Annotated in this window: 19 protein-coding genes; 7 read left to right on the top strand and 12 right to left on the bottom strand. The window is 72.4% G+C overall.

All coding sequences use genetic code 11. The annotated features are described in order from the left end of the window. Window positions 1–95: 95 nt before the first annotated feature. The 10 genes from Voc01_RS10170 to Voc01_RS10125 form a co-directional block, all read right to left on the bottom strand. The gene (locus Voc01_RS10170; RefSeq protein ID WP_203927061.1) at window positions 96–1271 is read right to left on the bottom strand and encodes an alpha/beta hydrolase family protein; all 1176 of its coding nucleotides are present in this window, start codon (window positions 1269–1271) and stop codon (window positions 96–98) included. A 220-nt stretch (window positions 1272–1491) separates the two neighbouring features. Continuing rightward, on the bottom strand, window positions 1492–2886 hold the full coding sequence (gene leuC, locus Voc01_RS10165; protein ID WP_203927060.1) for a 3-isopropylmalate dehydratase large subunit: 1395 nt from the start codon (window positions 2884–2886) through the stop codon (window positions 1492–1494). 70 nt (window positions 2887–2956) lie between these two features. Further along, window positions 2957–4426 (bottom strand): sugar ABC transporter ATP-binding protein, encoded by a 1470-nt coding sequence (locus tag Voc01_RS10160; protein WP_203927059.1) that lies wholly within the window; start codon window positions 4424–4426, stop codon window positions 2957–2959. Continuing rightward, the gene (locus Voc01_RS10155) at window positions 4414–5577 is read right to left on the bottom strand and encodes a sugar ABC transporter substrate-binding protein (RefSeq protein WP_203927058.1); all 1164 of its coding nucleotides are present in this window, start codon (window positions 5575–5577) and stop codon (window positions 4414–4416) included. Before Voc01_RS10155 ends, Voc01_RS10160 begins: the two co-directional genes overlap by 13 nt. Window positions 5578–5606: 29 nt before the next feature. Further along, a complete protein-coding gene (locus tag Voc01_RS10150) occupies window positions 5607–6551 on the bottom strand; it encodes an ABC transporter permease (protein ID WP_203927057.1) in 945 nt (314 codons plus the stop codon). Continuing rightward, window positions 6548–7174, bottom strand: a complete 627-nt coding sequence (locus Voc01_RS10145; protein WP_203927056.1) for an isochorismatase family protein — start codon at window positions 7172–7174, stop codon at window positions 6548–6550. The genes Voc01_RS10150 and Voc01_RS10145 overlap by 4 nt, the downstream gene beginning before the upstream one ends. Window positions 7175–7436: 262 nt before the next feature. Further along, window positions 7437–9302 (bottom strand): hydantoinase B/oxoprolinase family protein, encoded by a 1866-nt coding sequence (locus Voc01_RS10140; RefSeq protein ID WP_203927055.1) that lies wholly within the window; start codon window positions 9300–9302, stop codon window positions 7437–7439. 1 nt (window position 9303) lies between these two features. Next, a complete protein-coding gene (locus tag Voc01_RS10135; protein ID WP_203927054.1) occupies window positions 9304–11355 on the bottom strand; it encodes a hydantoinase/oxoprolinase family protein in 2052 nt (683 codons plus the stop codon). 12 nt (window positions 11356–11367) lie between these two features. After that, on the bottom strand, window positions 11368–12567 hold the full coding sequence (locus Voc01_RS10130) for a CaiB/BaiF CoA transferase family protein (protein WP_203927053.1): 1200 nt from the start codon (window positions 12565–12567) through the stop codon (window positions 11368–11370). Continuing rightward, on the bottom strand, window positions 12564–13235 hold the full coding sequence (locus Voc01_RS10125; RefSeq protein ID WP_203927052.1) for a GntR family transcriptional regulator: 672 nt from the start codon (window positions 13233–13235) through the stop codon (window positions 12564–12566). The genes Voc01_RS10130 and Voc01_RS10125 overlap by 4 nt, the downstream gene beginning before the upstream one ends. A gap of 117 nt (window positions 13236–13352) precedes the next feature. Between Voc01_RS10125 and Voc01_RS10120 the strand changes: the two genes are divergently transcribed. The 4 genes from Voc01_RS10120 to Voc01_RS10105 all read left to right on the top strand — a co-directional run bounded on the left by Voc01_RS10120 (window position 13353) and on the right by Voc01_RS10105 (window position 17486). Then, a complete protein-coding gene (locus Voc01_RS10120; RefSeq protein WP_239160085.1) occupies window positions 13353–14303 on the top strand; it encodes a hydroxymethylglutaryl-CoA lyase in 951 nt (316 codons plus the stop codon). Then, a complete protein-coding gene (locus tag Voc01_RS10115; protein WP_203927051.1) occupies window positions 14300–15400 on the top strand; it encodes a Zn-dependent alcohol dehydrogenase in 1101 nt (366 codons plus the stop codon). Before Voc01_RS10120 ends, Voc01_RS10115 begins: the two co-directional genes overlap by 4 nt. Further along, a complete protein-coding gene (locus Voc01_RS10110; protein WP_203927050.1) occupies window positions 15397–16776 on the top strand; it encodes an aldehyde dehydrogenase family protein in 1380 nt (459 codons plus the stop codon). Before Voc01_RS10115 ends, Voc01_RS10110 begins: the two co-directional genes overlap by 4 nt. 62 nt (window positions 16777–16838) lie before the next feature. Then, on the top strand, window positions 16839–17486 hold the full coding sequence (locus Voc01_RS10105; RefSeq protein WP_203927049.1) for a DUF4232 domain-containing protein: 648 nt from the start codon (window positions 16839–16841) through the stop codon (window positions 17484–17486). Between the two features lie 42 nt (window positions 17487–17528). On the opposite strand, the gene Voc01_RS10100 is transcribed toward Voc01_RS10105, so the two are convergent. Next, on the bottom strand, window positions 17529–18374 hold the full coding sequence (locus Voc01_RS10100; protein WP_203927048.1) for a siderophore-interacting protein: 846 nt from the start codon (window positions 18372–18374) through the stop codon (window positions 17529–17531). A gap of 237 nt (window positions 18375–18611) precedes the next feature. Here Voc01_RS10100 and Voc01_RS10095 point away from each other — a divergent pair, with 237 nt between their 5' ends. The 3 genes from Voc01_RS10095 to Voc01_RS10085 all read left to right on the top strand — a co-directional run bounded on the left by Voc01_RS10095 (window position 18612) and on the right by Voc01_RS10085 (window position 23174). Then, window positions 18612–18797, top strand: a complete 186-nt coding sequence (locus tag Voc01_RS10095; RefSeq protein ID WP_203927047.1) for an antitoxin — start codon at window positions 18612–18614, stop codon at window positions 18795–18797. A gap of 126 nt (window positions 18798–18923) precedes the next feature. Then, entirely contained in the window at window positions 18924–20276 is a 1353-nt protein-coding gene (locus Voc01_RS10090) for a TerD family protein (protein WP_203927046.1), read from the top strand. Between the two features lie 147 nt (window positions 20277–20423). After that, complete coding sequence (locus Voc01_RS10085) at window positions 20424–23174, top strand: AAA family ATPase (protein ID WP_203927045.1); 2751 nt, start codon at window positions 20424–20426, stop codon at window positions 23172–23174. On the opposite strand, the gene Voc01_RS10080 is transcribed toward Voc01_RS10085, so the two are convergent. Continuing rightward, complete coding sequence (locus tag Voc01_RS10080) at window positions 23154–24257, bottom strand: pyridoxal phosphate-dependent aminotransferase (protein ID WP_239160084.1); 1104 nt, start codon at window positions 24255–24257, stop codon at window positions 23154–23156. The two genes, Voc01_RS10085 and Voc01_RS10080, sit on opposite strands and share 21 nt — an antisense overlap. Window positions 24258–24298: the final 41 nt, after the last annotated feature.

Below are 24298 nucleotides of genomic sequence, written 5' to 3'. Positions count from 1 at the left end.
CGTTGTTCCAGCGGACCCCGGCGTGGCGCCAGGCTGGTGCAGACCTGGCAGCGGGAGCAGGACGCGGCGAACTCGGCCGAGGTGTATCGCCCGGGTCACCCGGTCGTCGCGACGATCCGCATCTCGGGGTAGCGGCGCGACGGCGTCGACAGGAGCCGTCCGTCGCCGTGCCGGAGGTACCGGTCGAAGAAGGCGGCCACGTAGACGCGCTGCACGTGCACCGACCGCTCGCCGTCGATCGTCCCGAGGAGCGGCTCCAGGTCCTCCGGCGGAACACCGGACTGCGGGAGCAGCACCTGGAAGTCGGCGAACGACAGGTGTCCCGAACCGAGCAGCTCCACCTGATGGCGCGGCCCACGGAGCCGCGACCACAGCTCCACCCACGTCTCGTCGGGCTCGTCGCCGTGTGACTGCGACCCGAGGAGCAGGAACGGCCGGTCGAGGCCGGCGGTCACGACCCGCCCGAAGACGCTGCCGTCGAGGTTGAGCCCGGCCCGCAGACGGCGGTCCTCGTACATCGCCTGTGCGGCCGCCGCACCGCCCAGGGAGTGGCCGAACATGCCGGTCCGGTCGAGGTCGAACGCCTGCTGGAGGCCGCGGGGCAGCGGCCGGCGGGACGCGTCGGGGTTGCCGCCCCGGGTGATCAGCGCGAGGCTGTCGAGGGTGAAACGGGTGTCGGCCACCCGCGCGGCGAGCGCCGTGGCGAGGATCCGTTCCTCCTCGGCGGGGGTGGTCGGCGTCGGCGTGGCCGCCGTCTCGACGCGACCGCCGGGGAACTCGACCGCCCGCGCCTCGTGGGTGTGGTCGATGGTGACCACGACGAACCCCCGGCTGGCGAGGTCCTCCACGAGCGCGGTGCTGGCGGTTCGCTCGATGCCGAGTCCGGCGGAGTACAGGACGACGGGGTGCCGACCGGGCCGCACCGGTGCGCCCACGTGCCCGTGCGTGACGGGCAGCCGCGCCGGTGAGCCGGGCGGGGTGAGGATCGCCTCGACGCCGGGCGAGACCCATCGCGCCGGCGGGTGACCGCGGACGCTGGAGGCCGGGTACCAGATCTGCGCCATGATCTCGCGGGTGCGCGTGGCGGGTACCCACGGGTCGGGCCGGGACGCGTCGACCAGGTGCAGCGACGTGGTGCCGACGCGGTGGGGCCCCGTCGGCATGGGCAGGACGAGTTGGACCGGTGCCGGTTCGGCCGCCCGGGCGGACGCCTGCGCGGTGCCGGACAGACCCGTCACGGCGGCCAGAACGACCGCGAGTGTGCGCTTCATGTCAGCAGTCTCGGCGGGTGGTGGGAGCCCGCGTAGTGCCGGCGGTACCACGGTTCCGGTGCCGGCCGCACGGGGCACCGATGACAAATGTCATCGCCTGCCTCGTCGGGACCGCGGCGGTGGGGCCGGCCGGATTCGAACCGGCGTCCTCCAGCTTGGGTACGGGCGCGTCGACCTCTGCGCTACGACCCCACCGGCCGGGGACCCTACCAGGCGCCCGCTACGGGAGGTCGCCCGGAGCGGCGAGCCGGCCGGTCACCGCCGTCGCGGCGGCGACCGGCGGGGAGACCAGGTGCGTGCGGGCGCCGGGGCCCTGGCGTCCCTCGAAGTTCCGGTTGGACGTCGACGCGCTGCGCGCGCCCGGTTCCATCCGGTCGGGGTTCATTCCCAGGCACATCGAGCATCCGGCGGCCCGCCACTGCGCGCCGGCGCGGGTGAAGACCTCGTGCAGGCCCTCCTCCTCGGCCTGTGCCCGCACCCGCATCGAGCCGGGCACGACGAGCATCGTGACACCGTCGGCGACCCGGCGTCCGCGGAGCACGGCCGCGGCCGCGCGCAGGTCCTCGATGCGGCCGTTGGTGCACGAGCCGACGAACACCGTGTCGACGGCGATGTCGCGCATCGCGGTGCCGGGCGTGAGGTCCATGTAGCGCAACGCCTGTACGGCCGCCTCGCGGACGAGCGGGTCGGCGAACCCGTCGGGTGCCGGCACGGCGCCGTCGACGGGCACCGCCTGCGCGGGGTTGGTGCCCCACGTGACGAACGGTGCGACGGTCCGGCCGTCGACCTCGACCACGCGGTCGAAGGCGGCGCCCGCGTCGCCGGGGAGGGAGCGCCAGTGCTCCAGGGCCCGTTCCCACGCGGCGCCCCGCGGGGCCTGCGGCCGGCCCTCGAGGTAGGCGTACGTGGTGTCGTCGGGCGCGACCATGCCGGCCCGCGCACCGAACTCGATGGACATGTTGCACAGCGTCATCCGGGCCTCCATCGACAGGGCCCGCACGGCGCCGCCCCCGTACTCGACGATGTGCCCGGCCCCGCCGTTGACGCCCACCCGCGCGATCACCGACAGGATCAGGTCCTTCGCGGTGACGCCGACCGGCAGTTCGCCGTCGACCTCGATGGCCATCGTGCGGGGCATCCGCTGCGGCAGCGTCTGGGTGGCGAGCACGTGCTCCACCTCGCTGGTGCCGATGCCGAACGCCAGCGCTCCGAACGCGCCGTGGGTCGAGGTGTGCGAGTCACCGCACACGATCGTCATGCCGGGCTGGGTGAGCCCGCGCTGCGGGGCGACCACGTGCACGATTCCCTGCTCGGCGGCGCCCATCTCGTACAGCGTGATGCCGAACTCGGAACAGTTGCGGCGCAACGCCTCCACCTGCGCTCGGGCCATGGGGTCCACGATGGACAGACCCGTGGTGGGTACTGCGTGGTCCTCCATCGCCAGCGTCAGGTCGGGTCTCCGCACGGCCCGTCCCGCCGCCCGCAGGCCGTCGAAGGCCTGGGGCGAGGACACCTCGTGCACCAGGTGCAGGTCCACGTAGAGGAGATCCGGTTCGCCCTCCGCGCTCCGCACGCGGTGGGCGTCCCAGATCTTCTCCACCATGAGACGCGTCATGCGATCGCTCCGCTACGCTCCGCGATGCGTGCGCGGCGGCTGAGTTGATGGTTCGCTCGCCAAGGCTCGCTCACGACGCGTACACCGCCTCCGCCAGGCGACCCGGCGTCAGGTCGGCCTGCTCGATGACGCGGCGGCACCGTCCACCGTGGAACACGTGCACGCGGCTGCACAGGTGCGCGAGGTCCTCGTGCTCCACTGTGGACAGGAGCACGACGGCGCCGGCGGCGGCCGCGTCGGACAGGTGGGCGAAGATCTCGCGCTTGGCGCCGACGTCGACGCCCTGGGTCGGCTCGTGCAGCGCGAGCACCTTCGGCTGCCCGAGCATCCACTTCGCCAGCAGCACCTTCTGCTGGTTGCCGCCGGACAGGTACCGCAGCGCGGTCTCCGTGCGCCTCGGCACCACGGCGAAGCGCTCCACCTGCTCCAGCGCGGCCCGGCGCTCCCGGCGCTGGTTCACGACGGCGCGGAACCGGGTGAACGCCGGCAGCGTCGGCAGCGTCATGTTCTCCCGCACGGTCAGCGCGGGCGCGCAGCCGGTGTGCGCGCGGTCGGCGGGCAGCAGCGCCAGCCCGAGCCGGATCGCCGACCGGGGCCGCAGCGTCGCGGCCGCCAGCTCCTGCCCGTCGAACCGGACCCGCCCGCCGCCGGCCGGCCGCGCACCGGTGAGCAGGTACGGGACCTCGTCGTAGCCCGAACCGGGCAGCCCGGCGAAACCGATGATCTCGCCGGGTCGCGCGGTGAACGACAGGTCGGCCAGGGTGCCGCCGCTCAGCCCGTCGACGGACAGCAGCGGCTCGCCCTCCGGCGACGGGGTGTCCGGGTACAGCTCCTCGACGGGCCGGCCGAGCATCAGCCGCAGCAGTTCCTTCTCCGACTGGTCGGAGACGACCGCGACGAGGTCGCCGCCGCGGAGGACGGCGACCCGGTCGCACAGCTCACGCACCTCGTCGAGCCGGTGCGAGACGAACACGATCGCCGCGCCGTCGGCGGCCAGGTCGCGCAGCACGCCGAACAGCCGCCGTACGCCGTCGTTCGGCAGGTACGCGGTCGGCTCGTCCAGCACGAGCAGCGGGTGGGAGGACCCGGTCTCCTCGATGTCCGCGAGCCCGCGCGCCATCGCCACGAGGGCCTGCTCGGTGACCGACAGGTCGCCGACCCGCGTGTCCGGATGGACGTCCAGGCCCACCTGCTTGAGGAACCGGCCGACCCGCGCCCGCTCGGCCGACCACCGGATGCGCCACCCGAACCCGGTGTCGAAGCGCGCGATCCGCAGGTTCTCCAGCACCGTCATCGACGGCACCAGCGCGAGATCCTGATGGATGAACGACGCGGCGTCCAGCTCGATCCGCGCACCCGGATCGGGGGAGTGGTAGCCCGACAGGATCTTGATGAGCGTCGACTTGCCGCTGCCGTTCTCACCGATGAGGCCGAGGATCTCCCCGGCCCGCACGGTGAGCGTGACATCGTGGAGCACGCGGACGCCGTCGAAGGTCTTCGAGACGCCCGCGAGCTCGAGAACGGCTTCTACTTCGTCCACAGCGCCGGGAACTTCGTCCGGTACTCGGTCGAGCCGTACCAGGAGAACTCGTCCGTGCCCTGGATCAGGTTCGCGTTGCTGGTGTCGAAGATGCGCAGCCCCACGTTGTAGTTCTGCACGGGGGCGGTGTTGGTCAGCGCCCGGAAGATCGCGTCGGTGCAGGCGTACGCCCACCACTCGTTGTGGCCGCCGATGTCGAGCTTCAGGCCGCTGGCCGGGTCCTTGAGCTGTTCGACGATGCCGGGGGTGGCGTTGAACGCGCCGACCTTCACCTTCGAGCCGGCGCCCGCGGTGCGGATCGCGCCGAGGCCGGGCAGGCCCTGGCCGTCGTAGAGCGGCAGCAGGTAGGTGCGCGTCGGGTCGCTGTTGATGGTGGTCTGGAACAGCGTCGGCACCGACGTCTGCCACTGCGGGATCTGCACGTCCTTGATCTGGATGTCACAGGCCGGGCAGAGCCGCTTGACCTCGCTGGCGGTCGCCTGCGCCTGCGGCTGCGACGCGGGCACGTCGTCGGAGCTGACGACGAGTCCCTTGCCCTTGCCCTGCGAGTCGGCCACCATCCAGTCGCCGATGAGCTGGCCGACCTTGACGTAGTCGAAGGAGACCTCCGAGTACTGGCCGTTGTCGACCTTGCCGGGAACGCCGGTGTTGGCGCTGATCACCTTGATGCCGGCCGCCTTGGCCCGGGTGATCTGGGCCTGGAACAGCTGCGCCGGTAGCGCCTGGAACACGATGACGTCGGCCTTCTGCGCGATCGCCTGCTCGAAGCCCTTGTTGGCCTCGTCGACCGAGCCCTTGGCGTCGATGACGTTCATGGTGACGTTGCCGTACTGCTGCAGCAGCCGGGTGACCGCGTCGCTCCAGTACTTCAGCACCGGGATCGAGTTGGAGACGCTGATGTATGTCACCTTCTTGCCGGCGACCGACCCGATCGGCACCGCCGCGTCGGGGCCCTGCCACTTCGGCGGCTGCCGGAACTCGTCGATGATCTTCTGGGCCTCGGCGAGGCCGGCGGCCGCGTCGGTCGCGGTGGGACCGACGCTCTGCGCCGGCGTGTCCGACGGGGTCTCCTCGTCGGTGCAGCCGGCCGCGAGCATGGCGACGATCGTCAGCACGACACCTGTTTTGAGGCGCAGTGAACCACGGGACATGGGGGTCCCCTCTCGAGAAGCGCTGGGTTCTAGGCGAACGAAGGAAGCTTGCGATGGCCGGCGATGTGGCTGAGGGTCACGGCGGCCACGAGGGAACCGCCGTAGAACACCTGCTCCGGCCAGCCCGCGTACCCGAGGTACTGCAGGCCGGTGATTCCGGTGGTGAGGAAGTAGACCGCGACGAAGGAGCCCCAGGCGTTGAACCGGCCCGGAACGATCGTGGTCGAGCCGAGGAAGGCCGCGGCGAACGCGGGCAGCAGGTAGGAGGCGCCGGCCTGCGGGTTGGCCGCACTGTTGGTTCCGGCGAGCACGATGCCGGCAAGCCCACCGAGGGTGGACGTGGCGACGAGTGCGCCGGCGCGGATGAGAGTCACCCGGAGGCCGGCCAGGCGGGCCACTTCCCGGTTCTCGGCGATGAAGATCATGCGCCGGCCCAGCGGGGTGTGCTGGAGGACGAACCAGAGAGCGAGGCAGAGCAGCAGCCCGCCGTAGAACGGAAGCGGGATCCCGAACAGGAACGGGTCGGTCATGAACCGCACCGTCTTGGCGGAGATCCCGGTGACCACCTTGGAGTCGGTGATGCCGAGCGTGATCCCGGTCAGCAGGGTGCCGCTGCCGAGGGTCACGATGATCGAGGGGACGCCGAGCAGCACCGAGATCGCCGCGTTGACCGCGCCGAACAGGGCGCAGGCGACGATCGCGATGAGGATGGCCGGACCGGGTGGGAGGCCCTGCTCGCCGTCGAGCACGGCCACGAGACAGCCGCCGAACCCGACGACGGCCCCGATGGACAGGTCGAACTCCTGCACCGCCAGGGAGATCATCACTCCCAGCGTGGCGATGAGGATGACGGTCTGCGTGCTGAGGATCAGCTTGACCGTCGACGTGGACGCGAACGAGTCGGACCGCCACGAGAAGAACAGGATGATGAGCGCCCACACCACGAGGACGGCGTAGCGCTCGACGGTCCTCACGACGCGAGCCTTTGCAGCACCGACTCCTCCGACCACACCTCGCCGTACTTCGCGGCGATGTCGAACAGGTTCGCCTCGTGCGGGCGCGGGTCGCGGTCGCCGACGGCCTCCCGCACGACCACCGGCAGGTAGCCGTAGGAGATCGCGTCGACGGCCGTGGCCCGCACGCATCCGCTGGTGCTGACGCCGCACAGCACGAGCGTGTCGATGCGCGCGGAGGCGAGCGTCGCCGACAGCGACGTCCCGAAGAACGCGCTCGCGTACTGCTTGACGATGACGAGGTCGTCGTCGTGCGGCGCGATCTCCGGCATGATGTCGCCCAACGGACTCCCGGACCCGCGCACGAAGTGCTTCAGCGCGCCCACCTTCCTGAAGAACAGCCCGCCGTCGATCCCACCCGGGCCGTACTCGACCCGGGTGTAGATGACGGGCACGCCGTGCGCGCGGGCCGCCGCGATGACCCGCGCCGTCGAGTCGAGGCAGTCGCGGCTGCCCATGTAGAGCTCGGCGTCCGGCTCGAAGTACGCCCGCACCATGTCGATGACGAGCACCGCCGGCGCCGTGCCCCATTCCAGGGGACGGCCGAAGCCGGCGCCGGCGTAGTCGTCCGACAGATCGGTCATTCGATGCTCCGATTCCCGCCCGAGCCGGTCGCGATCCTCCACATCACGGAGGGTGACCATCCATGGTGCTGTACCGGGTTCCGCAGACCTCGAAGATCAACTTTTCCGGCGGAATCGTGAAGTCCCACTGCACTTTTCTTCCAGAAAAGTCGATCATTGTCGGGGCGGCGGGCCGTGAAAGGGACATATCGGGAACCGCCCCGGGAGGTGGAGCGGCGCCGACCCGGGTCGAGGTTGCGCACGGTGATGAGGCTGTGGTCGGTCATGCCGGTACCGGGGGCTTCGGTGCGGGAAGGCCGGTCTCGGCCTCGCAGTTGGCCAGGATCTCTTCCAGCGGCGGGCCCATGTTGAAGACTGCGGGCTTCTCACCGGTCGTCATGGAAGCGCGTTTCGCGTCGGTCGCGGCCGCGTCCACGTTTCCATCGGACGCGAGAACGACTCCGTAGCGGTCCGCGCCCTCCGCGGAGATGAGGCCGCGCCTCACCTCCAGCGCCACGAGGTCGGGGTCGCGCTTGAGCGGGTCGCCCCAGCCGCCGCCGCCCCAGGTGACGAAGTGCAGCACGTCGCCCTTGGCCACGGCCACGTCGTGCACCTTGCTGGGCAGGATCTCGCGGGTGCCGTCGGCCCGGTCGATCCACTTGCGGCCGCGGGCGCCCGGATCGCCGCCGTTGACGCCCCACGGGTAGGTGAGCCAGCGGTCGTCGTGGATGGCGATCGTGCCCGGCTGCAGGAACCGGTACGCGACGTCGACGCCGTTGCCGCCGCGGTGCAGGCCCGCGCCACCGGTGTCGGGGACCGTCTCCCACTTCTCGATGCGCAGCGGGTAGTACGACTCCAGGTACTCGCACGGGATGTTGACGAACGACGGCCACAGCGAGTGCCCGTCGGGTCCGTCGCCGATCGGCCGGCCGGGGATGCCGCCGAACCCGATCGAGTACAGCTGGAACCACTCGCCCTTGCGCTCGCCGTCGGCGTAGTGACCGGAGTACATGAAGTGCGGCGACGACGAGAACCCGGCCGCGTTCAACAGGTCGGGGTTCTTCTGGCCGAGCAGCCCGCCGAAGAGGTCGAAGATGCGCCCGACGCCGTGGTTGCGGGCGTTCAGGGCGGCCGGGAACTCCGGCTTCCAGAACGACTTCTCCGGGATGTGGACGTCGACCAGCGGGTAGAACCCGTCGTTCCACAGGATCTGCGGGTCGGCCACGGTGATCATGTAGATCCCGAAGAACATCCGGGCCAGGTTCTCGTTGAGGTAGTAGTTGATCGGACCGGGCGACTGGGCGGAGCTTCCGGTGAAGTCGAGCAGCACCTTGTCGCCGGTGCGGGTCAGCGACAGCTTGAGCTCGTACGGGCCGTAGCCCACGCCGTCGTCGCAGATGTAGTCGGTGAAGCTGATCGTCTCGCCGTCGGCGAACACCATGGCCAGCAACGTCTTCATCGCGTCGTAGTTGCGTTGCAGCAGGGCGTCGAGCGCGGACAGGTAGGTGTCGACGCCGAAGCGCGCGCACAGTTCCTGGATGCGGCGCGACGCCGTGCGGCAGGCCGCGACGATGCCGTTGAGATCGGCCCGGTTCCAGTCGGGCTGGCGCACCTGGTTGAGGACGATGCGCAGCGCGTCCTCGTTGAGCCGGCCCTGGTCGTAGAGCTTGAAGGGCGGGATGATTACGCCCTCCTCGAAGATGGTGTGCGCGTCGGTCGGCATCGAGCACACCGTCTTGCCGCCGACGTCGGACATGTGCCCGAACATCGAGGCCCAGCCGACGACCCGGCCCTCGACGTAGATCGGCATCACCACGAGCCAGTCGTTGGCATGGCTGATCGCGCCGTCGCACGAGTACGGGTCGCTCGTGAGGAGCACGTCGCCGTCGTTGATCGTGCCCTCGTACCGGTCGAGCAGCGCGGGGATCGACAGGCCGAACTGGCCGACGACCATGCGCCCCTGCGCGTCGCCGATGAGCGGGAACTCGTCGTGCTGCTCGCGGATGCCGGGGGACAGGGCGGTGCGGAACAGCACCTCGTCCATCTCGTACCGGGCGTTGCGCAGCGCGTTCTCGATGATGTCGAGCGTCACCGGGTCGACGTCGACCTTGGCGACCTCGCCGCTCGCGGTCTGAATGATCTCGGCCATCTCACTTCTCCTCAATGGGACGGATCAGCAGGCTGCCACTGGGATGCACGGTCGCGGCGTGACCGGGCAGCACGAGCGTGGTGGAGTCCATCTCGGTCACGATCGCCGGACCGGGGACGACGTTGCCGGCGAGCAGCTTCGCGCGGTCGTAGACGGTCGCCTCGGTCGACGACCCTCCGATGTGGACATTCGTCGTGAGGCGCACGGCCGCCGACGGGTCGGTGCCGCCGTCCTCGAGCGTGGTCGCCTGCACGTGCGGGCGCGGCCCGGACACCGTGGCCCGGATGGCGACCAGTTCGTGCTCGTTGCTCAGCAGGAACGAGAACAGCCGCTCGTGCTCGGCGTCGAACGCGGCGCCGAGGGCCTTGAGGCCGGCGCCCCGGCCGTCGAAGTCGTCGATGCTGGCCGGCACTGTGATCTCGAAGCCCTGGCCGTGGTACCGGATGTCGACCTGGTACGTCACCGTGTGGTCGGCGCGCGCCACGCCCTCGGCCTCCACCGTCGACGCCGCAGTCTCGGCGAGGTCGGTGAAGATGCCCTTCAGCTCGTCGTCGGTGAGCTCGGAGAAGCGCCGGATGTAGGTGCGGGCGGCCTCGTCGCGCAGGCTCGTGGTCGCGTCGCCGTAGGCGCACAGCACACCGGGCGACGGCGGGATGATGACCGGCCACGCGCCCGTCAGCTTGCCCAGCGCGTTGGCGTGCAGGGGACCTGCGCCGCCGAACGCCACCAGCGCGAACTCGCGCGGGTCGTAGCCCTGCTGCACCGACACCAGGCGCAGCGCGCCGAACATGTTCTCGTTGACGATGTCGACGATGCCGGCCGCCGCCGCCTCGACGCTGGGCAGCCCCATCGCGTCGGCGACCTGCTGGACCGCGGCCCGGGCAGCGTCGCGGTCCAGCGAGATCTCGCCACCGGCCAGTTCGGTCGGCAGGTACCCGAGCACCACGTTGGCGTCGGTGACGGTCGGCTCGGTGCCGCCGCGCCCGTACGCCGCCGGTCCGGGGTCGGCGCCTGCCGACTGCGGGCCGACCCGCAGCGCCTTCGTCAGCGCCGGCACGTGGGCGATCGAGCCGCCGCCGGCGCCGACCGTGCGCACGTCGACCGAGGCCGACCGCACCGTCAGGTCGCCGACCCGGGTCTCGCGGCCGACCCGCGGGATGCCGTTCTGCACCAGCGCCACGTCGGTGGACGTGCCGCCCATGTCGAACGTGAGCAGGTCGCTGTACCCGGCCTGGGTGGCCGCCCACACGGCGCCGCTGACGCCGCCGGCCGGGCCGGACAGCAGCATCGACACCGGGTTCTCGGCGGCGGCGGTGGCGCTGGACAGGCCGCCGTCGCTGCGCAGGATGTAGAGCTTCGTGTCGAGCTTGCTGGTGAGGTTCTCGATGTAGCTGGCCACCTGCGGCTGCACGTAGCCGTTGGCGACCGTGGTGATGGTCCGCTCGTACTCGCGCAGCTCCGGCAGCACCCGCGACGACACCGACACCGGCACGCCGGGCAGCTCCTCGGCCGCGATCGCGGCGATCCGGGCCTCGTGCCGACCGTCCACATAGGAGTTGATCAGCGAGATCGCGATCGCCTGCACACCGTCGGCCCGCAGCCGCTTGAGCTTCGCGCGGATGTCGTCCTCGTCGAGCGCGGTGACGACCTCGCCGTCGGCGCCGATGCGCTCGACCGCCTCGACGGTGTGCTCCAGCGCCGCGAGCGGTTCCGGCTTCGGCCAGATGATCCAGCCGGCGAGGCCGCCCGGCACGAACGACCGGGCGATCTGCAGCACCTGCCGGAACCCGGCGGTGGTCACCAGGCCGACCTTGGCGCCCTTGCCCTCCAGGATCGCGTTGGTCGCCACCGTGGTGCCGTGCAGCACCTGGCCGACCTCGGCGAGCGAGGTGTCGGCGGCCGCGCAGACCTTCTCGATGCCGGTGAGCACACCGACCGACTGGTCCTGCGGGGTCGACGGGGTCTTGGCGCGGTAGGACGTACCGCTGTCCGAGTCGATGAGAAGGATGTCGGTGAAGGTTCCGCCGACGTCCACGCCCAACCGGTAGCGCATCGCGTCTCCTCTCTAGATGACGCCGGCGTCGCTGAGCCGACGAACGTCGTCGTCGCCCAGGCCGAGCAGGCCGCGGTAGATGTCGTCGTTGCTGGAGCCGAGGTCCGGCCCGGTCGACCGCACCGCACCGGGGGTGGCCGACAGCTTGGGGAACACGTTCTGCATGGAGATCTCGCCGAACCCGGGGTCGGCGAGCTTCACGATCGCCTCGCGGGCGGCGAAGTGCGGGTCGGCGAACATGTCCTTCGCCTTGTAGATGCGGCCGGCCGGCACGCCGCCGCGGTGCAGGGCCTCGAGCAGCTCGTCGGCCTCGAAGCCGGCCGTCCACTCGGCGATGAGGCCGTCGAGGACCTCCATGTACTCGCCACGGGCGCTGTGCGTGGCGAAGCGCCCGTCGGTGACCAGTTCGGGGCGGCCCATCACGTTCGCCAGCCGGCCGAACACGCTGTCCTGGTTGGCCGCGATGAGCACGCTGTCGCCCTCGCGCGTCGGGTACACGTTGCTGGGCGCGACGTTCGGCAGCACCGGTCCGGTGCGCTCGCGCTGGTACCCGGCCACCTGCCACTCCGGCAGCAGCGACTCCATCATCGCCAGCACGGACTCGTAGATCGCTGCGTCGACCACCTGCCCGCGTCCACTCGACGTTCTCTCGTGCAGCGCGACGAGCGTCCCGATGGTCGCGTGCAGGGCGGCGAGCGAGTCGCCGAGCGAGATGCCCGCGCGCGACGGCGGCTCGTCGGCCGAGCCGGTGACGTAGCGGATGCCGCCCATCGCCTCGCCGATCGAGCCGAACCCGGCCCGCTCGGAGTACGGACCGGTCTGGCCGAACCCGGTGACCCGCGTGACGATCAGGCGCGGGTTGAGCTCCCACAGCTGCTCCGGCGCGAGGTTCCAGCGCTCCAGCGTGCCCGGGCGGAAGTTCTCCAGCAGCACGTCGGAGCGCTTCACCAGCTCCCGCACCAGGTTCTGGCCCTCCTCGGTGCGCAGGTTGCACGTCACCGACTTCTTGTTGCGGGCCACGACCGGCCACCACAGCGACTTGCCGTACGGCTTCTCGCGCCCCCACTGGCGCATCGGGTCGCCGGCCTTCGGGTCCTCGAGCTTGATGACCTCGGCGCCGAAGTCACCGAGCACCTGGCCGCAGAACGGGCCGGCCAGGAGTTGGCCGAGCTCGATGACACGGACATCCTGTAGCGGCAAGGCTCGGGTCATGCGGTCTCCTCATGGTTTTCGTACGCGGCGCCCCTCGGGCGGCGGGGCCCGAGCAGCGACGCGCGCGCGGACAGCAGGTGCGCGCACATCACCGCCTCGGCCCACTCGCCGTCGCGCGCCCGCAGCGCCGCGACGATCTCGAGATGGTGGGCGACGCTGCGGCGGCGGGCCGCGTCGTCGAACGCGTGCAGGGTGCGTACCAGCACCGAGCTGTGGATGAGCTGGTTGACGGTGGCGGTGACGACCGTGCTGCCGGCCAGCCCGTTGAGGGTGGCGTGGTACTCGCCGTTGAGGCGGTACACCTCCTCCAACCGGCCGGCCTCCGAGTGGTCCTTCAGCACGGTCGCGATGTGTTCGAGCCGGTCGATGTCGGCCTCGGTGGCCGTCTCGGCGGCGATCCGGGCCGACAGCCCCTCGACCCGGGCCCGGATCTCGAAGATGCGTTCCAGGTCCGTCCGCGGGTACTCGACGACCCGGGCGCCCTTGTTGGCGGTGATGTCGACGAGCCCTTCGGCCGCGAGCCGACGCAGCGCCTCCCGGACGGGGGTGCGGCTGACCCCCAGCTTCTCGGCGAGCTCGACCTCGGCCAGCCGCTCGCCGGGGACGTACTCCCCGCCGAGGATCCGCTCGCGCAGCTGGTTCACCGCGCGGTCGCTGGCTGCCGTCATTGACCCCTCCGATCAGTGATTGCATACATGTAGTCGATCCTCCCGGCACTTCACAAGGGTTCTGGCCTGCATTTCTTGGAGATTGCATACATCTCTCTGCAGGTGTTAGACAGGACCATGGCATCTGGCACGCCCCCGTCCGCCGTGGAGATCGTCGAGGTCGGCCCGCGCGACGGGCTGCAGAACGAGTCCACCCTGGTCTCCACAGCGGCGAAGATTGCATACATCGAGGCGCTGGTCGACGCCGGAGTGCGCCGCGTGGAGGCGACCAGCTTCGTGCACCCGAAGCGGGTGCCCCAGATGGCCGACGCGGAGCAGGTCATGGCGGGTGTCCCGCGCGACCGCGGGGTCAGCTACATCGGGCTGGTGGTCAACGAGCGTGGTCTGGACCGCGCACTGGCCGCCGGGGTCGACGAGGCCAACGTCGTGGTCGTCGCGTCGGAGACGTTCTGCCAACGCAACCAGGGCATGTCGATCGCCGAGGCGGTCGACTCGTTCGGGACGATCAGCCGGCGCGCCCGTGACGGCGGGTTGCGCGTCACCGCCACGATCGGCGCCAGCTTCGGGTGCCCGTTCGAGGGCGAGGTGCCGGTCGCGACGGTCGCGTCGCTCGCGCGTCGGTGCGCCGAGGCGGGCGCCGACGAGATCGCGCTGGCCGACACGATCGGGGTCGGCGTCCCCGCGGACGTCGCGGCGCTCGTGGACGCGGTGCGCGCGGTGACCGATCTGCCCCTGCGTTTCCATTTCCACAACACCCGCAACACCGGGTACGCCAACGCGTTGACGGCGGTGTCCCTGGGCGCGGCGGCGCTCGACAGCAGCGCGGGTGGCATCGGCGGCTGCCCGTTCGCGCCGGCGGCCACGGGCAACATCGCGACCGAGGACCTCGCGTACGCGTTGCGGCGCTCGGGCGTCCACTTCGGACTGGACCTCGGGAAGCTGGTCGGTGCGGCGGCGCTCATCGGCAAGGAGCTCGACATGACGCTACCGGCGCTGCTGGGTAGGGCCGGCGACTTCCCAGGTGCACTGTCGGCGGAGCGTGCCTACGCCTCGGGGGCCGCCTCATGAAAGCCGCCATCATGACCGCGGTCGGCGCCGAACTGACCGTCGACGACGTGGACCTGGACGAGCCGCGCGCCGGTGAGGTGCGCGTCGACCTCGCGCACGTCGGGGTCTGCCACTCCGATCTGCACTACCTGGACGGCTCGCTGCGCACCGGGCTGCCGGTGATCCTGGGGCACGAGGCGGCCGGGGTGGTCGGCGCCGTCGGTCCGGGCGTCACCGACCTGTCGCCCGGCGACCGGGTGGTGCTCACGATGGCGCCGTCGTGCGGCCGCTGCTACTGGTGCGCCCGCGACGAGCGGACGCTGTGCCAGCGCTTCGCCGGGATGGTCGGCGGTGCCTACCCGGACGGGTCGACGCGGCTGACGTGGAAGGGCGAGCCGGTGCGGCGCGGGCTGGTGCTGTCGGCGTTCGCGCAGTCGACGGTGGTGCCGGCGGAGGCCGCGGTGCGGGTCCCGGACGATGTTCCCACCGAGATCGCCGCGGTCGTCGGCTGCGCCGTGCAGACGGGGTTCGGCGCGGTGTTCAACACCGCACGGGTGCCGGCCGGATCGTCCATTGTGGTCAGTGGGCTCGGCGCGGTCGGGCTGTCGATCATCCAGGCGGCCGTCGTGGCCGGCGCGACCACGGTCGTCGCGGCGGATCTCAACGCGTCGCGGCGCGAGCGCGCGTTGACCCTCGGCGCGACGCACGCCGTCGACCCGTCGACCGACCCGGTGGACAAGCTGGCGCGCTCGCTCACCGACGGGCGCGGCGCCGACTTCGCGTTCGACGCCGTCGGCCGCGGCGACGTCGTGGAGAGCCTGATGAAGGCGACCCGCAACGGCGGCACCACGGTCATGGTCGGCATACCGTCCACATCGGACACCGTGACGGTCAGGGCGCTGGTGCACGCGTTCTACGAGAAGAAGCTCATCGGGTGCTATCTCGGGTCGGCCAACGCGCACCGGGACTTTCCGCGCATCCTCGACCTGTGGCGCGCCGGCCGGCTCGACCTCGCCGGCATGGTCACCGCACGCCGTCCCCTGCACGAGATCAACGAAGCGATCGTCGACCTGCGCGCCGGAACCGGCGTGCGAACCGTTCTGGAGCTGGGTTCGTGAGATACGACAGCGCGTTCATCGACGGCCGGTGGCAGCCGGTGTCCACATCGGACACCCTGACGCTGGTGGATCCGTCCACAGAGGAGCCGTTCGCCGAGGTGCGCCTCGCCGGCACGGCGGAGGTCGACGCGGCGGTCGCCGCCGCCCGCGCGGCCTTCTCCACCGCCGCCTGGCGTGACGCGGACCGCCACGCGGTGCTCCGCCGCGTGCGCGAGGCGATCGAGCGGCGGCGGGCCGAGTTCGCCGGCCACATCACCCGCGACATGGGCTGCCCGCCGAAGATCGCCGACCTGGTTCAGGTGGGCACGCCGCTCGCGGTGCTCGACGGTTTCCTGTCGCTGGCCGCCGTTCCCGACGAGACCGTCGCCCACTCGCTGGTCGTGCGCGAGCCGATCGGGGTGGTCGCGGCGATCACGCCGTGGAACTACCCGCTGCACCAGGTGGTGGCGAAGGTGGTGCCGGCGCTGCTCGCCGGGTGCACCGTCGTGCTCAAGCCCGGTGAGATGGCGCCGTCCGCCGCGCTGCTGCTGGCCGACGTGTTCGACGAGGCGGGCCTGCCGCCGGGCGTGTTCAACGTCGTCGTCGGTACGGGTCCGGTCGTGGGCGCGGCGCTGGCCGCGCATCCCGGCGTCGACATGGTGTCGTTCACCGGGTCGACGGCCGCCGGCCGGCTGGTGTCGCGCGCGGCGGCCGACACGGTGAAGCGGGTCGCGCTGGAGCTCGGCGGCAAGTCGGCGAGCCTCGTCCTACCCGACGCCGACCTGAAGAAGGCGGTGAAGGCCACCGTCAGCAACGCGTTCCTCAACTCGGGCCAGACCTGCACCGCGTGGACGCGGCTGCTCGTCCACCGCGACCAGCACGACGACGCCGCCACGCTCGCGGGCGAGTTCGCCTCGGCGATGGTCGAGCGGCTCGGTCCGCTCGCGTCGAAAGCGCAATGGGACCGCGTGCAGGGCTACCTGTCCGCGGCGGACGCCGCCCCCGTCACGGGTGGGCCGGGCCGGCCGACCGGCCGCGACCGCGGCTTCTACTGCCGCCCGACCGTCTACGCCGGGGTCGACCCGTCGTCGGCGCTGGCCCAGGAGGAGATCTTCGGACCGGTGCTCGTGGTCATCCCGTACGGCGACGTCGACGAGGCGGTCGAGATCGCCAACGGCACCCCGTACGGCCTGGCCGGTGGCGTGTGGGCGGCCGACGACGAGGGGGCGCTGGCGGTCGCGCGGCGGATGCGCACCGGCCAGGTGGACGTCAACGGCGCGAGGTTCAACCCGCTGGCCCCGTTCGGTGGGTACGGCCAGTCGGGCATCGGGCGGGAGATGGGCCGTTTCGGACTGGACGAGTACCTGGAGGTCAAGGCGATCCAGCTGCCGGCGTAGCCGGGATCGCATCCGCACACGTCCGTCACAGGATTCGCACACCGATCCGCGAGAATCACCCGGTGATCCGGTCCCTCGCCAGGCTCCTAGCGGGCGCCGCCCTCGTGGCGACCCTGGCCGGCTGCGCCCTGGTCGACGACGCCCGCCGCGAGCTCGCCGGCGAGCCGGAGCCCCGTGCGGCCGGGGCCGCGACCGGTTCGCCGGTCCCGTCGCCGGTCCCGTCTACGGGCTTGACTGGAAGCGCGGGCGCGCCCAGCGGGAGCGCGCCCGGGGCGTGCCCACCGTCCGGAATGCTCGTGCGGACGGGAGCCGTCGACGCCGCGATGGGCCTGCGGGCAATGGGGATCGAACTGGTCAACTGCGGCACGGCACCGTTCACGATGAACGGCCACCCCGACGTGCGCCTACTCGGCGACGACCGGCGACCGCTCCCGGTGACGGTGGGCCGCGGATCGTCCGGCATCGCGACCCTCGACTCCTTCGACGCGCCGCCCACGCCCGTGACCGCCGCCCCCGGCGAGCGGCTGGTGGCCGGTCTGGTGTGGCGGAACAAGGTGACCGACCTGACGACCGACCCGGTCAGCGGCACGTACCTCGAGGTCGTGCCCGCTCCGGGGCAGCCGCCCCAGGTGGTCCGTCCCGACGGTCCGATCGACCTGGGCACCACGGGCCGCCTCGGCGTCGCCCCGTGGCGTCACGCCGTGCGCTGACCGCCCGCGCGGTGTTGCCCGGTGTGGCCCCGGCCCGGGTGATCAGCCGGCGGACGTGTCCTGTTCGCGCTCGATGCTCTCGTTCCACTCGCGCTTGGTGGCCTGCCAGCGGTCCTCGTCGTGGCCGACGCGCCAGTAGCCGGAGATCGACTGGCCGGCACGCGGGATGCCGCGCTCGATGTACAGCAGACGGCGCAGGTCGCGCACGAACGTGGCTTCCCCGTGCAGGAAGACGTGCGGGGTGCCGGCCGGGAACTCGAACCCGGTGACGGCGGGCACCAGGAGCGACCCGGGCCGGGCGTCGCCGCGGTGCAGCCAGCGCAGGTCGACGTCGCCGGGGGAGTCGAGCTTCTGCTCTTCCGCCGGATCACTGATCTCGACGAAGGCATGTGCTCTCGCTCCGGGCGCCAGTCGTTCCAGCGACGCGGCGATCGCCGGCAGGGCGCTCTCGTCGCCGACCAGGAGGTGCCAGTCGGCGGCGGGGTCGGGGCGGTAGGCGCCGCCCGGTCCCATGAACCGCACCACCTCACCCGGCTGCGCGCGCATCGCCCACGGGCCGGCCAGCCCCTCGTCGCCGTGGGTGACGACGTCGATGGTGAGCTCGGCGTTCGCCGGATCCCACCGGCGCACGGTGTACGTGCGCGTGGTCGGCCACCGGTCGCGGGGCATCGTCTCGCGGATGGTGCCCAGGTCGAACGGCTCGGGGTAGGTCGCCCCGGGCGGCGCGAACAGGATCTTGATGTACTCGTCGCTGAACTCCCCGGCGGCCAGCCCGTCGAGCTCCGGCCCTCCGAAGACGATCCGGACCATGTGCGGGGTCACCCGCTCGACGGTCCGCACGAAGCCGGTGGTCGCCCGCGGCCGGCGGCGCGTTGGAGCCTCAGTCATCCGATGACCTTTCGACGCGGTGCCGTTTCGACGTGTGTTCCCCGGTGTGTACCGGGCCAACCCAGTCCGATCATGACAGGCCGCCGGAGCGGTACCGCCGGCGCCTGCAGGTAAGGCAAACCTAACACGCAACACCGGCGGATCACCCGTCCGGGATGGGAGCACTGCTCTCACAGGAGTAGCGCCGTGACAACCGGGTATCTCGAACCGGAGCACCGATCACGAGAGGAGCGCACCGTGGGTAACTTCATGGACCGCGCCAAGGACTTCGCCGACCAGCACGACGAGCAGGTGGACAAGGGCCTGGACCGGGCCGGCGAGGAAGCCGACAAGCGCACCGGTGGCAAGTACGACGAGCACATCGACAAGGGCGTCGACTTCGCCCAGCAGCGCACGGGTGAGGGCGACACCTCGCAGCAGTAGCGCCGTGCAGCGGTAGCGCCGGTACAGCAGTAGAGCCGGTGACCCCGTGAGGCGCCCGCCGCCCGGTGCGGCGGGCGCCTCCTACCCTGGTCGGAGACCGAGGGGACGATCGCGGGGGAGGTCCGGGTGTCGCAGCGTTTCGTCAAGGGGCAGAAGAGCAGGCTGTCGGCGCTGACCGCGGCCACCGACCTCTACGTCGGGGTCCATCTCGACGGGGCGGGCGTGGAGTGGGACATCTCGTGCTTCGGTCTCGACGCCGGGGGTCGCCTCTCCGACGACCGGTACTTCGTGTTCTTCAACCAGCCGGAGTCGCCCGAGGGCGCGCTGCGCAAGCTCGGCCCGCGGCCGGGCGACACCGATTCGTTCCGCGTCCTGCTCGACAAGGTCCCGACGTCGATCGCCCGGTTGTCGTTCTGCGCCGCGACCGGTTCCGCGGGGACGGCGGCGGGCATCCGGGCGGGGCACGTCCGTCTGGTGGTCGACGGCGAGGAGGTCGTCCGGTACGCGTTCGCCGGTGGCGAGTTCGGTGCCGAACGCGCGGTGATCGTCGCAGACCTGTACCGCAAGGACGGCTGGCGCTTCGGGGCGGTGGGGCAGGGCTTCGCGGGCGGGCTCGCCGACCTGATCCGCTCCTTCGGCGGCACCGTCGACCAGGAGGCGGACGAGGACTCACCAGCGCCGGCGGCACCCGAACCGCCCGCGGCACCTCCGGGTCGGCCAGCACCGCACCCGCCGCCGGCCGCGCCGCCGCCCGCCGCGCCGCCATCGGCACCGCCGCCGGGACCCGGCGCCCGGCAGCGCGCTCCCGTGGCCGGTACCCCGCCCGGTGCCCTCGCCGCACTCTCCGCCTTCCAGCAGGTCGACAAGCCCGGCCAGCGCTGGGTCAGGCAGAACCCCTACCTCGTGCGGGTCACGCTCGGCCCCGACTGCCACGCCCGGCGCGGGTCGATGGTCGCCTACCAGGGCGACGTGAAGTTCGAGTACAAGGGTTCCGGCGGCTTGAGAGCGCTGTTCGAGGGCGCGATGACCGGCCAGCAGCTGCGCCTCATGACCTGCAGGGGCCAGGGTGACGTCTACCTCGCCGAGAACGCGGCCGACGTCCACCTCCTGCACCTCACCGGGCAGCGCCTGTGCCTCAACGCCAGCAACGTCCTCGCCTTCGACGCGGGCCTCGACACCGAGATCAAGCGGATCGAGAGCCCGGCCATCCCCGGCGGCGGCATGTTCCACCTGGAGGTCGGTGGCCAGGGGACCGTCGTCGTGATGACCCGGGGGACGCCGGTGACCCTGCCGGTGCGCGGACCGACCTACGCCGACATGAACGCGCTCGTCGCCTGGACCGCCGGCATGCGGGTGACCGCCAGCACGCAGCTGCGCATCTCGCGGGAGATGTACGCGGGTGGCCCCGCCGAGGGCATCGCCCTGCAGTTCATGGCGCTCGGCGACCATTTCATCGTGGTGCAGCCCTACGAGGTCTGAGCGGCACGAACAGCGGCGCGCTCGCAGCGAGGATGACAGATATCCGACGCGCGATCCTGCCCGCTCGTCCCGCGCCGCACCGCTGGAGGCCGCGGCGCCGGGCTACCGTATGCGCACCCCCGACCACCCGACATCAGGTGATTCCCTATGCAGGAGCTCGTCGGTCGCGACGTCGAACTGGCCGCTGTGGCCGGTTTCCTCGATGGCGCGGCCCGCGTCCTGCTCGTCGAGGGCGAGGCCGGCGTCGGCAAGTCGGCCCTCGTGAACGCCGCGATGGGACCGGCGGCCGCGCGCGGCTGGCGCGTGCGGGTCAGCCGGCCGACCGAGAACGAGGCCCGCTTCGCCTACGCGGGGCTGGCCGACCTGCTCGGTCCCGACACCGACACCGACACCGCGCGCCTGCCGCCGCCGCAACGGCACGCGCTCGCGGTGGCGCTGCGCCGCGCGGACCCGGCCGCCGCTCTCGACCCGCACGCCGTCATGCTGGCGACGATCGGCGTGCTGACCGCCGGCCGCACCCCGGTCCTGCTGGTCGTAGACGACGTGCCGTGGCTCGACACCGCGACGTCGGCCGTGCTGGCGGCCGTCGTCCGCCGGGTGCCGGGTGATCGCGTCCGGTTGCTGCTCGCGCGCCGCACACCCGGCGCGGTGACCGGCACAGCCGCCGAAACCACGCCCCCGCACCCCGATCCGCACCTCGAACCGGAGCCCGACGGAATGCCGTGGCAGCTCGACCGGCACCTGCCATCCGGTGCGTGCCAACGGCTGCGGGTCACCGGCCTCGCCGAGGGCGACCTGCACGAGGTCCTGCGGCGGCGGTTGGGGCGCCGGCTGCCGCGGGCGGTGGTGCGGCGCGTCCACGCGGTCAGTCGCGGAAACCCGTTCTACGCCCTGCATCTGGCCCGCGCGCCGCACGGGGAGGAGTCGCTCACCGCGCTGATCGCCGCGGGCCTCGACGCCGTACCGGCGGCCGACCGCGACGTGCTGCTCCTCGCCGCCGCCCTCGCCGTCCCGCGGCTGGACCGCCTGCGCCGCGCGGTCCCCGGCGCCGACGCCGCGGTGGAGCGGGCCGAGGCGGCCGGGATCCTCACCGTCCACGCCGACGGCCGGTTCGGCTTCGACCACCCGCTCACCGCGTCGATGCTCCACCAGACCGCGACCGCGCCCGACCGGCGCGCGGCCCACCGCCGGCTCGCCGAGGTGGAACCCGAACCGGAGGCCCGGGCCCGGCACCTGGCGTTGGGGACGCTCGGCCCGGACGACCGGGTGGCCGCCCAGCTCGCCGAGGCGGCCCGGGACGCGCGGCTGCGCGGCGCGTCCGACGTCGCCGCCGAGCTGATGTCGATGGCTGTCGACCGCGGCACGCGGCCGTGTCCGGAGTGGACGGTCGCGCTCGGCGAGTACCTGCTCGACGCCGGCGATCCCGACGCCGCCTGCGAGGTGCTCGACCGGGTGCTGCCGACCCTGCCACCCGATGCGCTACGCGCCCGGGCCGGGTACGTGCGGGGAACGGCGTCCTGGTTCACCGGCCGGCCCGACGGCACCGCCCATCTGCGTGACGCCGTGGACGCCGCGGCCGACGACCCGCAGCTGCGCGGGCGGATCCTGTTCCGGCTCGCGATGTTCTCCGACGACGACCTCGTGAGCGCCGCCCGGTACGCCGGTGAGTCGGTGCGCGCGCTGGAGGACGCCGGCGCGACGGACCCCCTCGCCGGTGCGCTGTGTGCCCTGTTCTACAACGAGGTCCTGCTCGGCGGCGAGCCGCGCACCGACCTCCTCGACCGCGCGGTCGCCCTCGAGAGCCCCGACGGCGACCCCGACCACAGCAGCGTGCCCGGCATCTGGTTCCTGGCCCTGGACCGGTGGGCCGAGGCGGAGCAGCGCTTCCGTACGAACCTCGAACGCGACCGGTCCCGCGGCGAGCTGTTCAGCGAACCGGACCTGCTCCTGAAGCTCGCCGAGGTCGCCCTCTGGGCCGACGACTGGGCCGCGGCGCGGGAACGGGCCGACGCCGCGGTGCGCTCGGCCCGCCAGCTCGGCGACGCCGCCGCCGACCCGAGCGTGCGGCACCGGCTGTTCATCGACGCCCACGAGGGCGACGTCGTCGCGGCCGGCACCGCGGCGCGGAAGCGGGCGGAGGAGCTGACCACCGCCGGCGAACCGATGCTGGCCGTGGCGTACCTGGCGGTGGCCGGGTTCGCGGCGGCGTCGGCCGGCGACACCGGCTGCGTGCTCGACGTCACCGCGATGGCGGCGCGGCACCTGGCCGCGATCGGCATCGTGGAGCCGATCGGGAGGCTCGACGCCACGGCCGAGCGGATGGAGGCGCTGGTGCTCGCCGGTCGGCTCGACGAGGCGGAGCGGTTGCTGGGCGAGGTCCGGGTGCGGCTCGACCGCATCCCGCGTCCCTGGCTGGAGGCGGCCTGGCGACGGGCCGCGGCGGAGCTGGCCGCCGCGCGGGGCGACCTCGCCGGAGCCGTCGAGCGGGCCGTCCCACCGCCGGGCGCGCGGACGTTCGACCGCGCGCGCATGCTCCTGACGCGCGGGCGGCTGCTGCGCCGGGCCCGCCGCCCCGGCGCCGCCGGCGAGGCGCTGGCCGAGGCGGCGGAGATCTTCGAGCGGCTCGGCGCCAGGGCCTGGTCGGCGCGGGTGGAGGCCGAACGGTCCCGGCTCGGGCTGCGCCGCGCCGGCGGCGACGGCCTCACGCCGACCGAGCTGCGGATCGCCCGGCTGGCGGCGGCCGGCCGCACCAACCGGGCGGTGGCCGGGGAGCTGACGATCAGCCCGAAGACCGTGGAGGCGCACCTCGCCCGCATCTACCGCAAGCTCGGCATCCGGTCGCGCGCCGAGCTCGGTTCACTGCTCGGTTCCGGCCGCCTACCCGCCGGCGACCCGTAGCGCGTCGGCCACCCGGTTCAGCCCCTCGGCGAACTCGGCGAGGGGCAGGTGTCCGAACCCGATCCGCACCACGTCCTCGCTTTCGCCGAACCAGGACCCGCGCCCCACCCGGGTCTCCCGTTGCGCGAGCGCCGCGTGGAACCGGTCCGGATCAGCGACGCGCAACCGCATCGACGCCAACGCCCCACCGTCCGGGCGCAGGAGGTCGACGGGGTGGTCGGCGGCCCAGCGGGTCAACGTGTCCAGCGCGGTGGTGAGGAACTCGCGGCGGGGCGCGAGGAACTCCTCCTGCCGGCGCAGCACCTCCACGGCGAGCAGTTCGTCGATGGTCGAGCCGCACACCACCGTGTTGAACTTGGCCCGCCGCACCGCCTCGAACAGTTCCGGGTCGGTGCTGGTGAACCAGCCGACGCGCAGCCCGGCCGCGCCGTGCGACTTCGACAGCGACGACGTCGTCACCACCCGCGGGTGCAGCCCCGCCATCGACGCCGGGATCTTCGCGTCGCCGAACACCGTCTGCCGGTAGGTCTCGTCGAGCAGCAGCACCGCGTCGGGCGCGCGCTCGTCGACGAGCGCGAGCAGGTCGCGCACCTCGGTCTCGGTGAAGCGGACCCCCGACGGGTTCTGCGGCGAGGCCAGCGACACCAGGCGCGTGGAAGGGCGCAGGGCGTCGGCCATCGCGGTCAGGTCGAGGCGGTACCCGTCCACAAAGGACAGACCGACGTCGACGACCCGCAGCCCCACCGCGGCCGGAACCGTGCGCGCGGGCGGGAACACCGGCGTGGCCACGACGGCGTCGGATCCGGCGGGCAGGGCGAGCGCGGTGAGGAACATCGCCGACGCGCCGCCGGCCGTGACGAGCACCTGTTCCGGGTCGACGCCGACCTCGGCCGCGACCGCCGCGCGGAGGTCGGGGTCGCCGGTCGACGGCCGGTACCCGCCGTCGAGGGCGGCGAGCCGCTCGGGCACCGGCGCGGTCATCAGGTCGCCGAGGGCCAACGGCGGACCGGTGCTCTCGCCGAGGTCGAACCGCAACGGGACGTCGGTGAGGTCGCTCATCGGAGCCGGCGGGAATCTGGTCACCCTCCGATCCTGTGCCAGCCGGGAGTTGACCGACAGACCCA

This window comes from Virgisporangium ochraceum (genome assembly GCF_016863655.1).
Taxonomy (GTDB): Bacteria; Actinomycetota; Actinomycetes; order Mycobacteriales; family Micromonosporaceae; genus Virgisporangium; species Virgisporangium ochraceum.
The sequence above is the reverse complement of the archived record's forward strand: the minus strand, read 5'-3'. Positions and strand labels throughout refer to the sequence as shown.

Coding starts and splice junctions, on each gene's coding strand:
- Voc01_RS10155 (WP_203927058.1), bottom strand. CDS start 5,577: ATGTCCCGTGGTTCACTGCGCCTCAAAACAGGTGTCGTGCTGACGATC.
- Voc01_RS10130 (WP_203927053.1), bottom strand. CDS start 12,567: ATGACCCGAGCCTTGCCGCTACAGGATGTCCGTGTCATCGAGCTCGGC.
- Voc01_RS10170 (WP_203927061.1), bottom strand. CDS start 1,271: ATGAAGCGCACACTCGCGGTCGTTCTGGCCGCCGTGACGGGTCTGTCC.
- Voc01_RS10100 (WP_203927048.1), bottom strand. CDS start 18,374: ATGACTGAGGCTCCAACGCGCCGCCGGCCGCGGGCGACCACCGGCTTC.
- Voc01_RS10135 (WP_203927054.1), bottom strand. CDS start 11,355: ATGCGCTACCGGTTGGGCGTGGACGTCGGCGGAACCTTCACCGACATC.
- leuC (WP_203927060.1), bottom strand. CDS start 2,886: ATGACGCGTCTCATGGTGGAGAAGATCTGGGACGCCCACCGCGTGCGG.
- Voc01_RS10140 (WP_203927055.1), bottom strand. CDS start 9,302: ATGGCCGAGATCATTCAGACCGCGAGCGGCGAGGTCGCCAAGGTCGAC.
- Voc01_RS10115 (WP_203927051.1), top strand. CDS start 14,300: ATGAAAGCCGCCATCATGACCGCGGTCGGCGCCGAACTGACCGTCGAC.
- Voc01_RS10085 (WP_203927045.1), top strand. CDS start 20,424: ATGCAGGAGCTCGTCGGTCGCGACGTCGAACTGGCCGCTGTGGCCGGT.
- Voc01_RS10120 (WP_239160085.1), top strand. CDS start 13,353: ATGGCATCTGGCACGCCCCCGTCCGCCGTGGAGATCGTCGAGGTCGGC.
- Voc01_RS10125 (WP_203927052.1), bottom strand. CDS start 13,235: ATGACGGCAGCCAGCGACCGCGCGGTGAACCAGCTGCGCGAGCGGATC.
- Voc01_RS10145 (WP_203927056.1), bottom strand. CDS start 7,174: ATGACCGATCTGTCGGACGACTACGCCGGCGCCGGCTTCGGCCGTCCC.